The following is a 14,808-nucleotide window of genomic DNA, read 5'->3' on the forward strand; positions in this document are numbered from 1 at the left end:
CCATCCGGTTATGGCGATGTTATGCTGGAAGTTGCCTACGGGGCGAGTAAGGAAACTCGACCGGAAGTTGCCGACTTTGGCGTGAAACTTCGGTTTCCGCTGGGGCCGACATCGGTCGGCCGAGTGACCGGAAGGTCGAAAGACCGGAAGGTCGTCCGAACTCGTCTCGTAGGTCTTTTTTGTGCTCCGGCGGGCCTAGTCCCGACCACTCGGGCCCGTGAGGTCCATCAGTCGGCAGACCGTCTCTATGTCGATCTTGACCTGCGCGATGGAGGCGCGGCCGGAGAGCCAGGTGATCAGGGCCGAGTGCCAGGTGTGCTCGATCACGCGCACCGCGGAGAGCTGGTCCGGGGTCGGGTCGTCCAGTCCCATCGCGTCCAGGATGATCGCCGTCGTCTGGCGCGAGACCTGGTCCACCTCGGGGGACACGCTGCGGTCCGCGAAGGTCAGGGCGCGGACCATGGCGTCGGCGAGGTGCGGCTCGCGCTGCAACGCGCGGAAGGCGCGCATCAGGGTCTCCGCCACCCGCTCGGCCGCAGTCTCTCCGGCCGGCGGCTTCTTCCTGAGGGTGCCGTGCATGTGCTCCAGCTGGTCCTGCATGGTCGCGACCAGCAGGTGCACCTTGGAGGGGAAGTAGCGGTACAGCGTGCCGAGGGCCACCTGCGAGGACTCCGCGACCTCACGCATCTGCACCGCGTCGAAACCGCCCCGGCTGGCCAGCTGCGCGCTCGCGTGCAGGATCCGGCGGCGGCGCGCCTCCTGTCGCTCGGTGAGCGGAGGTGAGGCCGGCTGCGCCGCCGGTCGCGCGGTACTGGCTGGCACCTTGGCTTCCGCAGGCATGGGTCCCGTTCCGTGACAGTCGGTGAGGGCGGGCGATCAGACAGCATGGCAGGGCGTCGGCCGTGGCGCGAATCACCCGATCCTCCGCTCACGGTGGCGCTACCTGCCGGTAGATTCAGAGGCTCTACGATCAAGTCTGAAACTTGTTCTAGATTACCGTCCCGGCGTAATCTCGCGGGAAACGGCAGGGAGAAGGGGCCGAGAGTGACCGCTGAGGCCAGGGAGGCGGGTCCCCAGGAGGGCTCGGCCGCGGACGGGGACCGCCCGTTGCGCATCGCGCTCCTGACGTACAAGGGAAACCCGTTCTGCGGCGGCCAGGGCGTGTACGTACGGCACCTCTCGCGCGAGCTGGTCCGGCTCGGCCACCGGGTCGAGGTGATCGGTGCGCAGCCGTACCCCGTGCTCGACGAGGGCGAGGGCCTGGCGGGGCTCTCCCTCACCGAGCTGCCCAGCCTCGATCTGTACCGCCAGCCCGATCCCTTTCGCACCCCGAAGCGCGACGAGTACCGGGACTGGATCGACGCCCTCGAGGTCGCGACGATGTGGACCGGCGGCTTCCCCGAGCCGCTGACGTTCTCGCTGCGCGCCGGCCGTCATCTACGCGCCCGGCGCGGCGACTTCGATGTCGTGCACGACAACCAGACGCTCGGGTATGGGCTGTTGGGCGATGTGGGCGCGCCGCTGGTGACCACCATCCACCATCCCATCACCGTCGACCGCCGGTTGGAGCTGGACGCGGCCCAGGGCTGGAAACGGCGGGCGTCCGTACGGCGCTGGTACGCGTTCACGCGCATGCAGAAGCGGGTCGCGCGTCGGCTGCCCTCGGTCCTCACCGTCTCCGGTACGTCCCGCCAGGAGATCGTCGACCATCTGCGCGTCTCTCAGGACCGCATCCATGTCGTGCACATCGGTGCCGACACGGACCTCTTCTCACCGGATCCCTCGGTGCCGCAGGTGCCGGGCCGGATCGTGACGACGTCCAGCGCGGACGTGCCGCTCAAGGGCCTGGTCTTCCTGGTCGAGGCGCTCGCGAAGGTGCGGACCGAGCACCCCGGGGCGCACCTCGTCGTCGTGGGCAAGCGCGCGGAGGACGGGCCGGTCGCGCAGGCGATCGAGCGGTACGGGCTCGAGGGCGCCGTCGAGTTCGTCAAGGGCATCTCGGACGCGGAGCTGGTCGACCTGGTGCGGTCGGCCGAGGTGGCGTGCGTGCCGTCGCTGTACGAGGGCTTCTCGCTGCCGGCCGCCGAAGCGATGGCGACGGGCACGCCGCTGGTGGCCACGACGGGCGGTGCCATACCGGAGGTCGCGGGACGGGACGGCGAGACGTGCCTGGCGGTGCCGCCGGGAGACGCGGGGGCGCTGGCCGCCGGGCTGAGCCGGTTGCTGGGGGATCCGGAGCTTCGGCTACGGCTCGGTGCGGCCGGCCGTGAGCGGGTGCTGCGTCACTTCACGTGGGCGAAGGCCGCCGAGGGCACGGTGGCGCGGTACCGCGAGGCCATCGCCCTCCCCGACGCTGGGCTTCGCTCGCACGGGGGGACCCCCGTCTCCGGCCCGGATTCGCGCCGCTCCACGGCCGGAGATGTCCGCCGCTCCACGGCGACGGACCTTGCCGGCTCCGCGGTCCAGCATCCCGGCCGCTCCGCGGCCTCGGCAAGTGCTGCATCCGGGGCCGGAGAGCCAGCCGCCGAAGAACTAGTCGTACCCAACCGCGAAAGCAGGGCCACGTGCTGACCGTCGACTTCTCCCGGTTCCCGCTCGCCCCGGGCGACCGTGTCCTGGACCTCGGCTGCGGTGCCGGACGGCACGCGTTCGAGTGCTACCGGCGCGGCGCCCAGGTCGTGGCTCTCGACCGGAACGGTGAGGAGATCCGCGAGGTCGCCAAGTGGTTCGCGGCGATGAAGGAGGCGGGCGAGGCGCCGGACGGCGCCGCCGCGACCGCCATGGAGGGGGACGCCCTCGCGCTCCCCTTCCCCGACGAGTCCTTCGACGTCGTGATCATCTCCGAGGTGATGGAGCACATCCCGGACGACAAGGGCGTCCTCGCCGAGATGGTCCGGGTGCTCAAGCCGGGCGGCCGCATCGCGATCACCGTCCCGCGCTACGGCCCCGAGAAGGTCTGCTGGGCCCTGTCCGACGCCTACCACGAGGTCGAGGGTGGCCACATCCGCATCTACAAGGCGGACGAACTCCTCGCGAAGATCCGGGAGGCCGGGCTCCGGCCGTACGGCACGCACCACGCGCACGCGCTGCACTCGCCGTACTGGTGGCTGAAGTGCGCGTTCGGCGTCGACAACGACAAGGCACTGCCCGTGCGCGCGTACCACAGGCTCCTGGTCTGGGACATCATGAAGAAGCCGCTCGCCACCCGGGTCGCGGAACAGACGCTGAACCCGCTGATCGGCAAGAGCTTCGTGGCGTACGCGACCAAGCCCCACCTGCCCCGTCTGTCCGAGGCGGACGCCACGTGACGACCCCCCGGACAGAACACCTCGTCCTGCCCGGGGTCCTCACCGCCGAGGAGGCCGCCGCGACCGTCCGCGGGATCCTCGCCGTGCAGCGGGAGGACGGAGCCATGCCATGGTTCCGCGGGCACCACCTCGATCCGTGGGACCACGTCGAGGCGGCCATGGCGCTGGACGCGGCCGGGGAGCACACGGCGGCCGAGCGGGCGTACGACTGGCTGGCCCGGCACCAGAACGAGGACGGGTCGTGGTACGCGGCGTACGCCGACGGGGACCCGGAGGACGTCACCGACCGCGGTGGTGAGACGAACTTCGTCGCGTACGCGGCCGTCGGGGTGTGGCACCACTACCTCGCGACCGGCGACGACATGTTCCTGGACCGGATGTGGCCCACGGTGTACGCGGCCGTGGAGTTCGTGCTCCGGCTCCAGCAGCCCGGCGGACAGATCGGCTGGAAGCGCGAGGACGACGGCACGGTCGTGGCGGACGCGCTGCTGACCGGCTGTTCCTCGATCCACCACGCGCTGCGCTGCGCCCTCGCCATCGCCGAACAGCGCGAAGAGGCTCAGCCGGACTGGGAGTTGGCGGTGGGCACGCTGCGGCACGCGATACGCCGGCACCCGGAGCGGTTCCTGGACAAGGACCGCTATTCGATGGACTGGTACTACCCGGTCCTGGGTGGCGCCCTGACGGGCCCCGAGGCGAAGGAACGCATCGAGGCGGACTGGGACCGCTTCGTGGTGCCCGGCCTCGGCGTGCGCTGCGTCGTCCCCAACCCCTGGGTGACCGGCGGCGAGTCGGCCGAACTCGCCCTGGCCCTATGGGCGATGGGCGAGTCCGACCGCGCGCTGGAGATCCTCCAGTCGATCCAGCACCTGCGGGATCCGGAGACCGGCCTGTACTGGACGGGCTACGTCTTCGAGGACCGGGTGGTCTGGCCGAGGGAACTCACCACGTGGACGGCCGGTTCGCTCCTCCTCGCGGTGGCCGCGCTCGGTGGCGACGAGCCGACGTGCGCTGTCTTCGGCGGCGAACGCCTGCCGCGGGGGCTGGACACGGACTGCTGCGCCTAGGCCCTTGGTGGTCAGTGCCGGTGCATCCGGCCGGCGATGGCGTGGCCCACGAACAGGTAGACCACGGCGGCCAGCCCGTAACCGGCGACCACGCGCGCCCAGGCCTCGTCGAAGGTGAACAGGTCGTGCGACCAGCCCGCCAGCCAGTTCGCCGCGTCGTGCACGAACTGCACCAGGTCGTTGGCGCGGTTCGCGTCCAGCAGGTACATCAGGATCCACAGGCCCAGGATGAAGGCCATGACGTCGGCGACGATCGCAATGACGCGGCCGGCCTGGTTGGCACCACTGTGATATCGAGGGGACATGCCCTTCGGGTTGCCCGTCGCCCGCGGCTGAAACCCGTACGGGGGCGGCGCATCCCTTGCGGGACAAGGGAATCACCCGAACGGACCTGCCGGGCGGCACGGTCCGGCGGGGCGGGTGAGGCTGCCGGTAGAGCCGTGGTCTCCCGGCCATCGGGAGACCTTCCGTTCCTTTCCAAGGCCCGGAGGACCCCGTGCCCGTACCGATACGACCCCTCGCCGTGGCGCTCGCCCTCTGCTGCACCCTGTTCGTCGGCGCCGCCGCCTGCGGGGAGGGCGGGAGCGAACAGGAGGTGACGGCCGTCTACATCGCGGTCGCCACGCCCTCCCCGAGCACCTCGGCCGAGCAGCAGAAGTTCGCCAGGACCCGGTTCGTGGCGAACGCGGGACTCGCGGCAGGGGCGACGTACCAGTGGATCGTGAAGCCGTGGAAGGCCGGCACGTTCAAGGAGGGCGCCAAGGGACGGACGGCCGCCCTCGCCAAGGCGGGACTGGCGGGCACCTTCGCGTACAACCGGCTCAAGGCGGCCGTGCGCAACGCCCGGGGCGACCCCGCGCTGGCCCGGGCCCTCGCCCCGCTCGCCCCGGGCATCGGCGGGCTCAAGGACCTGCCCTCGCGGCTCAGCAAGGGAGACGAGTCTGCGGTGCGTCACTTCGCCGACGTCGTCGACAAGGTGAAGAAGGCGGGGAAGAGTGCGGGGACCCCGGTCGGAATCCAGGTGCCGACGGCCAGACAGCTCGTGACCGGATGACGCGCACTCCGGTGCGAGGGCCGGAGCGGAGCCGCGCAGCGTCGCGGCGGGCTGCCCAGCTACGCGTTCAGTTCGGCCAGCGCCCGGAGCGTGTGCGGGTCCGGCGCCAGGACCAGCAGGTCCGTCACGGGGCCCTTGCGCCACAACTCCAGCCGTTCCGCGATGCGTTCGCGCGGGCCGACGAGCGAGATCTCGTCGGCGAAGGCGTCGGGCACGGCCAGCACCGCCTCCTCCCGTCGGCCTTCCTGGAACAGCTGCTGGATCCGGCGGGCCTCCTCCTCGTACCCCATGCGCGCCATGAGGTCGGCATGGAAGTTTCTCCCGCCCCTCGCCCGACCACCGCCCCCGATGGAACGCTCCGCGCGCCCCATCATCGGCCCCATTCCGCCGATGTAGAAGGCGAGCATCGCCTTCACCGGCAACAGTCCCTCGGCGACGTCGTCGCAGACCTTCACCCGGGCCATCGGGGCGACGAGGAAGCGGTTTTCCCCCGATCCCTCGCGGGCCTCGCCCAGCCCGGCCAACGACGCCCCGTACACCTCGGCACGGGTCGGCGACCAGTACAGCGGCAGCCAGCCGTCCGCGATCCGGGTCGTCTGCGCCACGTTCTTCGGCCCTTCCGCGCCGAGCAGGATCGGCAGATCGGCGCGCAGGGGGTGGGTGATCGGCTTCAGCGCCTTGCCGAGCCCGGTGCCGTCCGGCCCCGGGTAGGGCAGCGGATGGAACCGCCCGTCCAGCGTGACCGGGGCCTCGCGCCGCAGGACCTGGCGCACGACATCGACGTACTCCCGGGTCGCAATCACCGGCGACGCGGGGAAAGGCCGCCCGTACCAGCCCTCCACGACCTGAGGCCCCGACAGCCCGAGGCCGAGCATCATACGTCCGCCGGAGAGGTGGTCGAGGGTGAGCGCGTGCATCGCGGTCGTGGTCGGCGAACGGGCCGCCATCTGGGCAACCGCCGTTCCCAGCTTGATCCTTGACGTCCGGGCGGCGATCCAGGCCAGCGGGGTGAAGGCGTCCGATCCCCAGGACTCGGCGGTCCACACGGAGTCGTAACCGAGCCGCTCGGCCTCCCGCGCCAGCGTCACCTGGTCCGCCGCGGGGCCACGGCCCCAGTAGCCGAGCGCGAGTCCGAGCCGCATGCCGCCTCCAGCCGTCCGTACTCTGACGAACCGTCAGTTCACTCTGCAGAGCTGCGACTGTACGACAACGGCCCCCCGCCCGGAAGGGCGAGGGGCCGTGCCGCGAAGGGGTTCAGCCGCGCTGGATGCCGCTCGTGTCCTGCAACACGCCACGACGGCCGTCCTGCGTCTGCGCCACCAGGCCGGGTCCACGCTGCTCGACGGCCAAGTACCAGGTGCCCGGCGCGAGTTCGGCGATCGGTGTGGCAGAGCCGTCCTCCGCGTACAGCGGACGCGGCACCGGCACGGCGAACCAGAACGGCGAGAAGTCCCCGGCCGGAGCGGGCTGCTGCTGCCCGCCGAACGGCTGCCCCTGCTGCGGCTGTCCGCCGTACTGCGGCTGCTGCGCACCCGGGTAGCCGTAACCGCCCTGGGGCTGCCCGCCGTAGGGCTGGGGTGCGGCGGGCTTGGGGGCGGGGATGAGGGCGGCCTGCAGGGCCGGGACCAGGGGAGTGGCGACAGCGGCGGCGGCCAGGACGAGGGCGGCGATGAAGCCGAGGACGAGGCCGGAGCCGGCGTTGTCGACGTCGATGAGCGTCCACAGCAGCACCCACGCCGCCGAGATGGTCAGCGTGGCACCGACCACGCCCAGATCCAGACCCACGACCTTGCGAGGCTCCGGGAGCAGACGGGAGAACACGACCAGCGCACCACCGATCACGCCGGCCATGTAGGTGCCGAGCCCGAGCCCGAGGTTGTCCCAGGAGTTCGGGATGCTGATGGAGCCGCAGAACGCGCCGCTGCAGCCGGCGAGGTCGAGGAACGACGCGATGAACAGCAATACCGCTGCTCCGATCACCACGCCGTCGCCTCTAGTGAGGGAGCGGATATTCACTTCGGGTCCTTCGTCTGTCGTCTCGTCGTCGGTGGAGGCGTCGCTGTCACCAGGTCGCCCTCGGGCCGCGGTGTGAAGCGCGGGGGTGGCCCCTCGTCTTACGGACGACACTATCGTCCGCCCGGTTCGGGTGTCCGCCGGGTGGGGACCGGTGATCGCTACCCGCGCAGGAAACTCACGATTCCCTCAGAGATTCCTTGCGCCGCCTTCTGCCGCCACGCGCCGCTGGTCAACAATGCCGCGTCCTTGCTATCGCGCATGTTGCCGCACTCGATGAACACCTTGGGAACCGTTGACAGATTGAGACCGCCGAGATCGCTGCGTACCACGAGGCCGGTGCCATGGCCCAGATAGTTGGCGGGTGTGCTTCCGGTGGCGCGGACAAAGCTGCCGGCGACGCGCTCGCCGAGGTCGCGGGAGGGGGCGACGATCGGACGGGTGTCGGCCGCACCCGCGTGCACCGAGGCCGGAAGGATGACATGGAAACCGCGGTCGCCGGCCGCCGCGCCGTCCGCGTGGAGGGAGATCGCCGCGTCGGCGTGCGCCTCGTTGCCGATCTTCGCCCGCTCGTCCACGCACGGGCCCCACGGGCGGTCGCCGTCCTGTGTGAACTTCACGGTGGCGCCCTGCTGCTGGAGGAGTGTGCGCAGGCGGCGCGCCACGTCCAGCGTGAACCGGGCCTCCGTGTAACCGGAGTTGGTGGCCGCTCCGGTGGTATCGCACTCCTTGGAGTTCGTTCCGATGTTCACCTTGCGGCTGATCTCGGAGGCGTGCCGGAAGTTGCCGGGGTTGTGTCCCGGGTCGACGACGACGACCTTGCCCGCGAGGGGCCCGGACCCGGCCCGCCTTGTGGTCGGCGTCCGGGCTGTCGAGGTGACCGGCTGTCTGCCGTCGTCCGGCGGGGAGACCGCGGCGGACCCGGTCGCCGAGGACCCCGGGGCGGGCGCCGAGCGGGCCGGGCCGCCCCCGGTGTCGGCGACCGCCTCGTAGACCAGCCAGCCGACGAGCGCGGCCGGCACCAGCGCGGCGAACGCCACAGTCAGCGGACCGCGCCGGAAGCGGCGCGGCTGGGAAGGATCGAAGTCCGGACCTGCGTACGACATGTCTGCGACCCTAACGGCGCGGATCGGTCCCTGCCCCGGTTCGCCGCAGGACGCGCAGTGAGTCGGTCACGGAGACCTCCGTGAACGCGCCGGACGCCAGCGCCTTGAGGTAGACGCGGTAGGGCGCCTGACCGGTGAACTCGTCCTCCGGCTCCGGAAAGACGTCGTGAATGACGAGCAGTCCGCCTTCGGCCACATGGGGAGCCCAGCCCTCGTAGTCGGCGTTCGCGTGCTCGTCGGTGTGGCCGCCGTCGATGAACAGGAGGCCGAGCGGGGTGTTCCAGACCTTGGCCACCTGGGGTGAACGGCCGACGAGTGCCACCACGTGGTCCTCCAGGCCCGCCCGGTACAGGGTGCGCCGGAAGGCGGGCAGGGTGTCCATCAGGCCGACCTCGGGGTCGACCGTCTCCGGGTCGTGGTACTCCCAGCCCGGCTGCTGCTCCTCGCTGCCGCGGTGGTGGTCGACCGTGAGGGCGGTGACCCCGGCGGCGCGCGCCGCGTCGGCGAGCAGGATGGTGGAGCGCCCGCAGTACGTGCCGACCTCCAGCAGGGGCAGGCCCAGCCGCCCGGCCTCGACGGCGGCCTCGTACAGCGCGAGTCCCTCGCCGAGAGGCATGAACCCCTTGGCGGCCTCGAAGGCGGCCAGGATCTCGGGCTTGGGCGCCGCGGGCATGGGAGTCCTTTCGTTCGTACGTGCGCTCAGGCGTCGTACTTCCGCCAGGGGCGGCGTACGGACCTGTGGACGCCCCATGCTGCCGCACCCCCCGGCGCGGCGGCGACGGGGGGTGCGGGTGTTCGGAAGCAGGTCAGGCGGAGACCGTCTCGCCCGGCAGGGAGAGGTCCAGCTCCACCGGGCGGTCGTCGCCCGAGTGGGTGGCCGACGAGGCGAGCGGGGCATGGCCCGTGGCCTTGGCGGCCAGGACGTACGGTCCCTCGGCCGGTACGGCCAGCGCGTAGCTGCCGTCCGCCGCGGAGAGCGTGGCGCCCGCCTGGCGGCCCCGGCGGTCGATCAGCGTGACCTTGGCGCGGGCGACCGGAGCGCCGTCGGCGCTCAGGACCCGGCCGCGGAAGCCGCGCAGCACCTCCTGCGCCCGCTCCAGGTTGGCGTCCTCCTCGCTGCTGGCGCGCAGCTGCGGCTTGGCAGAGGCGCGCTGCCGTGGGAGGAAGAGGGCGAGCAGCAGCCCGAGCGCCACCGCGGCCGTCGCGATCAGGAAGGAGACGCGGAAGCCGTGCATGGTGGGGACCGCGAGGCCGTTCACGTGGTTCGCGGTGTTGGCGAGCACCATGCCGATGACGGCGCTGGAGACCGAGGTGCCGATCGAACGCATCAGGGTGTTGAGGCCGTTGGCCGCGCCCGTCTCCGAGGCCGGGACCGCGCCGACGATCAGCGCGGGCAGCGAGGAGTACGCGAGGCCGATGCCCGCGCCGAGCACCACCGAGGTGATCACGGTCTGCCAGGCGGCGTCCATCAGGCCGAGGCCGCCGCCGTAGCCGATCGCGATGATCAGCAGGCCGCTGATGAGGGTGACCTTGGGGCCGTACTTGGCGGACAGCCGGGCGTAGACCGGCGCGGTGAACATCATCGTCAGGCCCAGCGGTGCCACGCACAGACCCGCGACGACCATCGACTGGCCCAGGCCGTAGCCGGTGGCGGCGGGCAGCTGGAGCAGCTGCGGCAGCACGAGCGAGACGACGTAGAACGAGACGCCGACCATGATCGAGGCGAGGTTGGTGAGCAGTACCTCGCGGCGGGCCGTGGTGCGCAGATCCACGAGCGGGGCGCTCAGGCGCAGCTCCAGCACACCCCACAGGAGGAGGACGACGACCGAGGCCGCGAACATGCAGAGCGTGGTGCCGGACGCCCAGCCCCAGTCGCTGCCCTTGGTGATCGGCAGCAGGAGCAGGACCAGGCCGGCCGACAGGCCGAGCGCGCCCAGCAGGTCGAAGGAGCCCTCGGCGCGGGCCGGGGACTCGGGCACGACGAGGAGCGTGAGGACGATCGAGAGGGCGCCGAGTCCGGCGGCGCCGAAGAACAGGGCGTGCCAGTTCGCGTGTTGGGCGACCAGGGCGGCGGCGGGCAGCGCGAGTCCGCCGCCGACGCCGATCGACGAGCTCATCAGGGCCATCGCCGAGCCGAGCCGCTCGCGGGGCAGCATGTCGCGCATCAGACCGATGCCGAGCGGGATCGCGCCCATCGCGAAGCCCTGGAGCGTGCGCCCGACGATCATCGGCAGTACGGCGCTGGTGAAACCGCTGACCAGTGCGCCGACCACCATCACGGCCAGGCTGGCCAGCAGCATCCGCCGCTTGCCGTAGAGGTCGCCGAGGCGGCCCATGATCGGCGTGGCCACGGCGCCCGAGAGCAGAGTGGAGGTCAGGACCCAGGTGGCGTTGCTGGGCGCGGTGCTCAGCAACTGGGGCAGATCCTTGATGACCGGGACGAGCAGGGTCTGCATCACCGCGACAACGATTCCCGCGAAGGCGAGTACCGGCACGATCGCGCCGGACTGCCTTCGAGCGGGCTGGTCGGTCGTCGTGTGCGTCATTGCGTATGGCCTCCAGGCCGGAAGTGAAGAGGTGCGGAAGAAGTCGTTCGCGTGATCCGCGCGGGATAAGTGCTGGGTAAACCTCGTATGCGCGGGCAACTATTCCGATGCTTCGGCGTACTAACGAATCCTTGACCATCCCATGAGGATCTGATCTTCCGTCAGGGCACGGCATCGGGCTCGGCGAGGCGGCGGTCGGGTGGTGTACGTCGTACGACCGAGGCGCGGGTGGGGCGAAATCCCGATGCAAGGGGCGCATCGGGGTTGGGACGATGACCCCCATGCTGCGAGCCGCCGAAGACACCTCACTGTCCCGCCGTACCGCGCCGCCCACCTGGGTGGTGGTCGGGCTCGCCTGCGCCGGACAGTTCCTCGTCGTGCTGGACGTGTCCGTCGTCAATGTGGCGCTGCCGTCGATGCGGGCCGACCTCGGGCTGAGCGCGTCGGGGCTGCAGTGGGTCGTGAACGCCTATGCGATCGCCTTCGCCGGGTTCATGCTGCTCGGCGGTCGCGCCGGGGACCTCTACGGGCGCAAGCGGATGTTCCTCGTCGGGCTCGGCCTGTTCACGCTGGCCTCGCTCGGCGGCGGGCTGGCCCAGGAGGGCTGGGAGTTGCTGGTCGCGCGGGCCGCGCAGGGGCTGGGGGCGGCCGTCCTCGCGCCCTCGACGCTGACGCTCCTGACCGCGGCGGTGCCGGAGGGCGCCGCACGGGCGCGGGCCATCGCCACGTGGACGGCGGTGGGCGCCGGCGGTGGCGCGGCGGGCGGGCTCGTCGGAGGACTGCTGGTGGACGGCCTGTCCTGGCGATGGGTACTGCTGATCAACGTGCCCGTGGGGGCGGTCGTCCTGGCCGGCTCCGCGCGTCGGCTGCTCGACAGCCGCGCCGGGGACGGCCGGCGCCTGGACCTGCCGGGCGCACTGCTGGTGACGGCGGGGCTCGGCACGCTCGCGTACGGGATCGTGCAGACGGAGGCGGAGGGCTGGACGGCGGCCGCGACCCTGGTGCCGCTGTGCGCGGGACTCGCCCTGCTCGGCCTGTTCCTGACCGCCGAGGCGCGCGCCAAGGCCCCGTTGATGCCGCTGAAGCTGCTGCGGCTGCGGTCCGTGTCGTCGGCGAACGCGGCCATGTTCGTCTCCGGCTCCGCGATGTTCTGCATGTGGTTCTTCATGACGCTGTACGCGCAGAACGTCCTCGGCTACTCGCCGCTTGACGCCGGTCTGGCGCTGGTGCCCAGCTCGCTGGCCGTGGTGCTCGGCTCGAAGCTGGCGCCGCTGATGATGCCGGGCGTGGGAGCGCGGAACGTCGCGGTGCTCGGGTCGCTGGTCGCGGCGGCCGGTTTCGGCTGGCAGTCGACGATGACCGCGGACGGCGCGTATCTGACGGCGATCATGTTCCCGGGGATCCTGATGATGCTGGGCGCCGGCCTGGCGGCGACCCCGCTCGCCGCGCTCGCCACCTCGGGAGCGGCGCCAGGGGACGCAGGGGTGGTGTCGGGACTCATCAACACCTCGCGCACGATGGGCGGTTCGCTCGGCCTCGCGGTCATGTCGATGGTGGCGGCGACCCGCACGGGGGAAGCCGGTTCGGCCGAGGCCCTGACGGAGGGGTACGCCCTGGCCTTCCGGTGGAGCGGATGCCTGCTCCTGGTGGGGACCGTGCTGATGCTGGCGTGGCTGCCGCGGAAGATCTCCACTCGCTGAGGCAACGGTCCGGCCGCCTCATGGACTCCTTGGACGTCCCTCGCTACAGCCACCCCTGCTGCCGTGCCTCCCGCATCGCCTCCATGCGGTTGCGGGTGCCCGTCTTTCCGATGGCGGAGGAGAGGTAGTTGCGGACCGTGGACTCGGACAGATGGAGCTTGGCGGCGATGTCGGAGACCGTGGCCCCGTCCACGGAGGCCTTCAGCACGTCGCACTCGCGCGGAGTCAGCGGATTGGGCCCGGCGCTGAGGGCCGCCGCGGCCAGCGCCGGGTCGATGACCGTCTCGCCGGTGAGCACCCGCCGGATCGCGGCGGCCAGTTCCTCCACCGGTCCGTCCTTGACCAGGAAACCCGCGGCGCCCGCCTCCATGGCGCGGCGCAGATAACCGGGCCGGCCGAAGGTGGTGAGGATCAGTACCCGGCAGTCCGGGGCCTGTGCACGCAGCTCGGCCGCCGCGTCCAGACCGCTCATGCCCGGCAGTTCGATGTCCAGCAGGGCCACGTCCGGGCGGTGGGTCAGCGCGGCGTCCACGATCGCGTCGCCCGCCGAGACCTGTGCGACGACCTCGATGTCCGCCTCCATGCCGAGCAGCAGGGCGAGGGCGCCGCGCATCATGCCCTGGTCCTCGGCGAGCAGGACCCTGATGCATTTCGCCGGCCGGTGACTTCTGGGCATCTCGTCCACGCGGTCAAGCCTACGGTGCGGGCGCCGCCCTGACGGCCTGCCCGCTTCGCACCGTGCGGCCCGTGAGGCAGCCGCCCGGCTCCACGGGGAGTTCGGATCCCACGGGGAGTTCGGCGGTGACCGTGAAGCCGCCGCGCGGCGACGGGCCGGCCCGCAGTGAGCCGCCCGCCGCCGCGAGGCGTTCGGTCAGGCCCTTCAGACCGGTGCCGCCGATGCCCGCCGGGGGCGGCGTGGAGGGCGCGCCGTTCCCGTTGTCGGCGATCGTCAGCCGGACGCGTTCGGGCGTGCCGTCCACGGTGATCTCGCAGCTGGTCGCGCCGCTGTGCCGGACGGCGTTCGTGACCGCCTCGCGGACGACCCAGCCGAGCAGGGCCTCGGTCTGCGGCACCAGGGGAGGGCCCGACCGGCGTACGACGGGTTCGATGCCGGCGGCGGTCAGGGCCGAGCGGGCACGGTCCAGTTCCGTCGTCAGACTGCCCTCCCGGTAGCCCGTCACCGCCTCGCGGATCTCGGTGAGCGCCTGGCGCCCGACGGACTCGATGTCGGTGACCTGCGCCAGCGCCGCGTCCAGGTCGCGGGGGGCCAGACGGCGGGCCGCCTCCGACTTCACGACGATCACCGAGAGGGTGTGTCCGAGCAGGTCGTGCAGGTCGCGGGAGAAGCGGAGGCGTTCCTTCTCCACGGCGCGGCGGGCCAGTTCCTCACGGGCGGCGCGCAGTTCGCGTACGGCCTCGGAGAGGGACAGGATCGCGGCCGTCACCATCGTGGACAGGAAGGTGCCATAGGCGATGTTGATCGCGTCCCAGCCGTCGCGCAGGCCGGCGACGGTGCCGGCCAGCACGGTGAGCCCCATACCGGTCCTGCCGAGCCACGGGCCCCGCACCGTCGCGCCCGTCGCGAGGCCCAGCAGCGGGAAGAACAGCAGCCAGCTGCCGCCGTATCCGATGGCCAGCCCGCAGGTCACCGCCGCCATCAGGAGCAAGGCCACCCGCGTGGACCGCGCCCCCCGCTTCTCCTTGTCGAAGGCGCGGAACACCACATAGATGTAGAGGGAGTTGAAGGCGAGCAGACCGAGGCCGCCGATCCACGGGTTTTGGGTCTTGCCCTGGAAGATGTTGGAGAAGGCGCCCATTCCCATCAGAAGCCAGGGCAGCAGGGCGAACCCGCTGGGCGGCGGACCGGAGGTCTCCGGCGCCCTGCCGGTCGTCCGGGCGGCCTTCTGCTCGGCCCTGAACCGCTCCTTGTCCTCCGTCCACGTCTCGCGCGCGAGCTGCCACGCGTCCAAGCGGCAGGAGGCTTTACGCAACCACGACATGTCCCTCTCCCCCC

Annotated in this window: 14 protein-coding genes; 5 read left to right on the top strand and 9 right to left on the bottom strand. The window is 71.6% G+C overall.

Going from position 1 to position 14,808, the window contains the following annotated elements; genetic code table 11:
- Nucleotides 1–195: 195 nt before the first annotated feature.
- Nucleotides 196–840, bottom strand: a complete 645-nt coding sequence (locus ACZ3TS_RS29200; RefSeq protein WP_467623765.1) for a TetR family transcriptional regulator — start codon at nucleotides 838–840, stop codon at nucleotides 196–198.
- Between the two features lie 204 nt (nucleotides 841–1,044).
- On the opposite strand from ACZ3TS_RS29200, the gene ACZ3TS_RS29205 reads away from it, so the two are divergent.
- The 3 genes from ACZ3TS_RS29205 to ACZ3TS_RS29215 are packed head-to-tail and all read left to right on the top strand — an operon-like array spanning nucleotide 1,045 to nucleotide 4,375.
- Nucleotides 1,045–2,571, top strand: coding sequence for a glycosyltransferase family 4 protein (locus ACZ3TS_RS29205; protein ID WP_467623767.1), 1,527 nt, complete (start codon nucleotides 1,045–1,047; stop codon nucleotides 2,569–2,571).
- Entirely contained in the window at nucleotides 2,565–3,308 is a 744-nt protein-coding gene (locus tag ACZ3TS_RS29210) for a class I SAM-dependent methyltransferase (RefSeq protein ID WP_467623768.1), read from the top strand. Before ACZ3TS_RS29205 ends, ACZ3TS_RS29210 begins: the two co-directional genes overlap by 7 nt.
- On the top strand, nucleotides 3,305–4,375 hold the full coding sequence (locus ACZ3TS_RS29215; RefSeq protein ID WP_467623783.1) for a prenyltransferase/squalene oxidase repeat-containing protein: 1,071 nt from the start codon (nucleotides 3,305–3,307) through the stop codon (nucleotides 4,373–4,375). Before ACZ3TS_RS29210 ends, ACZ3TS_RS29215 begins: the two co-directional genes overlap by 4 nt.
- A gap of 11 nt (nucleotides 4,376–4,386) precedes the next feature.
- On the opposite strand, the gene ACZ3TS_RS29220 is transcribed toward ACZ3TS_RS29215, so the two are convergent.
- Nucleotides 4,387–4,680, bottom strand: coding sequence for a hypothetical protein (locus ACZ3TS_RS29220; RefSeq protein ID WP_467623786.1), 294 nt, complete (start codon nucleotides 4,678–4,680; stop codon nucleotides 4,387–4,389).
- A gap of 191 nt (nucleotides 4,681–4,871) precedes the next feature.
- On the opposite strand from ACZ3TS_RS29220, the gene ACZ3TS_RS29225 reads away from it, so the two are divergent.
- Nucleotides 4,872–5,429: a hypothetical protein gene (locus ACZ3TS_RS29225; RefSeq protein ID WP_467623787.1), complete on the top strand. Its 558-nt coding sequence runs from the start codon at nucleotides 4,872–4,874 to the stop codon at nucleotides 5,427–5,429.
- A gap of 59 nt (nucleotides 5,430–5,488) precedes the next feature.
- Here the strand turns inward: ACZ3TS_RS29225 and ACZ3TS_RS29230 are convergent, their stop codons facing one another.
- From ACZ3TS_RS29230 to ACZ3TS_RS29250, 5 genes are all read right to left on the bottom strand, one after another.
- Entirely contained in the window at nucleotides 5,489–6,571 is a 1,083-nt protein-coding gene (locus ACZ3TS_RS29230; protein WP_467623788.1) for an LLM class F420-dependent oxidoreductase, read from the bottom strand.
- 112 nt (nucleotides 6,572–6,683) lie between these two features.
- On the bottom strand, nucleotides 6,684–7,445 hold the full coding sequence (locus ACZ3TS_RS29235) for a DUF5336 domain-containing protein (RefSeq protein WP_467623789.1): 762 nt from the start codon (nucleotides 7,443–7,445) through the stop codon (nucleotides 6,684–6,686).
- 158 nt (nucleotides 7,446–7,603) lie between these two features.
- A complete protein-coding gene (locus ACZ3TS_RS29240) occupies nucleotides 7,604–8,548 on the bottom strand; it encodes an N-acetylmuramoyl-L-alanine amidase (protein ID WP_467623792.1) in 945 nt (314 codons plus the stop codon).
- A gap of 10 nt (nucleotides 8,549–8,558) precedes the next feature.
- A complete protein-coding gene (locus ACZ3TS_RS29245) occupies nucleotides 8,559–9,221 on the bottom strand; it encodes a class I SAM-dependent methyltransferase (RefSeq protein WP_467623793.1) in 663 nt (220 codons plus the stop codon).
- A 133-nt stretch (nucleotides 9,222–9,354) separates the two neighbouring features.
- On the bottom strand, nucleotides 9,355–11,094 hold the full coding sequence (locus ACZ3TS_RS29250; RefSeq protein WP_467623795.1) for an MFS transporter: 1,740 nt from the start codon (nucleotides 11,092–11,094) through the stop codon (nucleotides 9,355–9,357).
- A 281-nt stretch (nucleotides 11,095–11,375) separates the two neighbouring features.
- On the opposite strand from ACZ3TS_RS29250, the gene ACZ3TS_RS29255 reads away from it, so the two are divergent.
- Entirely contained in the window at nucleotides 11,376–12,794 is a 1,419-nt protein-coding gene (locus tag ACZ3TS_RS29255) for an MFS transporter (protein WP_467623798.1), read from the top strand.
- A gap of 43 nt (nucleotides 12,795–12,837) precedes the next feature.
- Here ACZ3TS_RS29255 and ACZ3TS_RS29260 read toward each other — a convergent pair whose 3' ends face one another.
- On the bottom strand, nucleotides 12,838–13,470 hold the full coding sequence (locus ACZ3TS_RS29260) for a response regulator (protein ID WP_467623831.1): 633 nt from the start codon (nucleotides 13,468–13,470) through the stop codon (nucleotides 12,838–12,840).
- Between the two features lie 19 nt (nucleotides 13,471–13,489).
- Complete coding sequence (locus tag ACZ3TS_RS29265) at nucleotides 13,490–14,794, bottom strand: sensor histidine kinase (RefSeq protein WP_467623799.1); 1,305 nt, start codon at nucleotides 14,792–14,794, stop codon at nucleotides 13,490–13,492.
- Nucleotides 14,795–14,808: the final 14 nt, after the last annotated feature.

The sequence above is a fragment of the Streptomyces sp. NPDC022910 genome (assembly GCF_055561075.1).